The sequence below is a fragment of the Mesorhizobium sp. M1E.F.Ca.ET.041.01.1.1 genome (assembly GCF_003997355.1).
GTDB lineage: Bacteria > Pseudomonadota > Alphaproteobacteria > Rhizobiales > Rhizobiaceae > Mesorhizobium.
This window is the reverse complement of record NZ_RZSL01001047.1, coordinates 1-1,207: the sequence shown is the minus strand read 5'-3', so window position 1 is coordinate 1,207 and position 1,207 is coordinate 1. Positions and strand designations below refer to the sequence as shown.

1 protein-coding gene is annotated in these 1,207 nt (G+C 67.4%); it reads left to right on the top strand.

Going from position 1 to position 1,207, the window contains the following annotated elements:
• On the top strand, window positions 1–996 hold a 996-nt coding region (locus EOA38_RS37210; RefSeq protein ID WP_127301548.1), incomplete at its 5' end, for a S8 family serine peptidase.
• Window positions 997–1,207 lie beyond the last annotated feature (211 nt).

Sequence of the window (1,207 nt, the reverse complement as noted above, 5' to 3'; positions counted from 1 at the left end):
GTGCAGCAGATCGCCACCGCCTTCGGCCTGCAAGTGCGCTCGCAGCGCCAGTCGCGGCTGCTCGGCTCAACGCTGGTGCGCTTCGGCATTCCCGACGGACGACCGGTCGGCGTGGTGCTGGCGCAGCTTGCCGCCGACGGCCGCACGCAGCGGCGCGAACCCAACCACATCTATTCGCTGCAGCAGGCGGCAGGCATCGTGAACTACGCCTTCGACCGCATAGCGCTCGATTCGAAACAGGCGAGCGGCGAGAATGTGCGCGTCGCCGTCATCGACACCGGCATCGACGACACCAACCCGGCGCTCGCCGGCGTCATCGCCGCCCAGTACGATGCCATGCCGAACGTGCCGATCGAAAAACGCGACCACGGCACCTCGGTCGATGGGCTGATCGCCGGTGTCGGCGCGCTGGAAGGCATGGCGCCGGGCGCCAGGATCTACCATGCGCGCGCCTTCGAAGGCGGCAAGTCGACCATGGATGTCATCCTGGCGGCGCTCGACTGGGCGGCGGAACAGGATGTCCGCATCATCAATATGAGCTTCGTCGGCCCGAAGAACGACCTGCTCGGCACAGCCTGCCGCAATGCTCGCGCGCTCGGCATGGTGCTGGTGGCGGCCGCCGGCAACAATGGCCCCAAGGCGCCCTATGGCTATCCGGCCGCTTTCGACGGCGTCATCGCAGTAACCGCCACCGACGCCAAGGACGGGCTGATGGCGCAGGCCAATCGCGGTCCTTACGTCTTCATCTCGGCGCCGGGCGTGGAAATGGTGGCTCCGAGCGGCGCCGGTTCCGACGTGGTGACCGGCACCTCGTTCGCCGCCGCGATCGTCAGCGGCGCCATCGCCAACCTGATCCACGCCACGCCCGACCGCTCGGCCGACGACATCGAGAAGGCGCTGGCGGCAACCGCCAAGGATCTCGGCCCGAAGGGGCGGGACAATGATTTCGGCTATGGGCTGCTGGATATCAAGGCGGCCGGAGCGGCGAAGGAGTAGGTTCCCAACGTCGGCGGGACAGCACCCCCCTCTGTCCTGCCGGACATCTCCCCCGCAAGGGGGGAGATCGGCAGCTCAACCGCTGGCTCTCACTTTCAACGTTGGTGATTGGCGAAAGCGGCGACGACGTCCAATCTCCCCCCTTGCGGGGGAGATGGCCGGCAGGCCAGAGGGGGGTGTGAAGGAACTCGACGCCAGTGCTGTGCTCTAA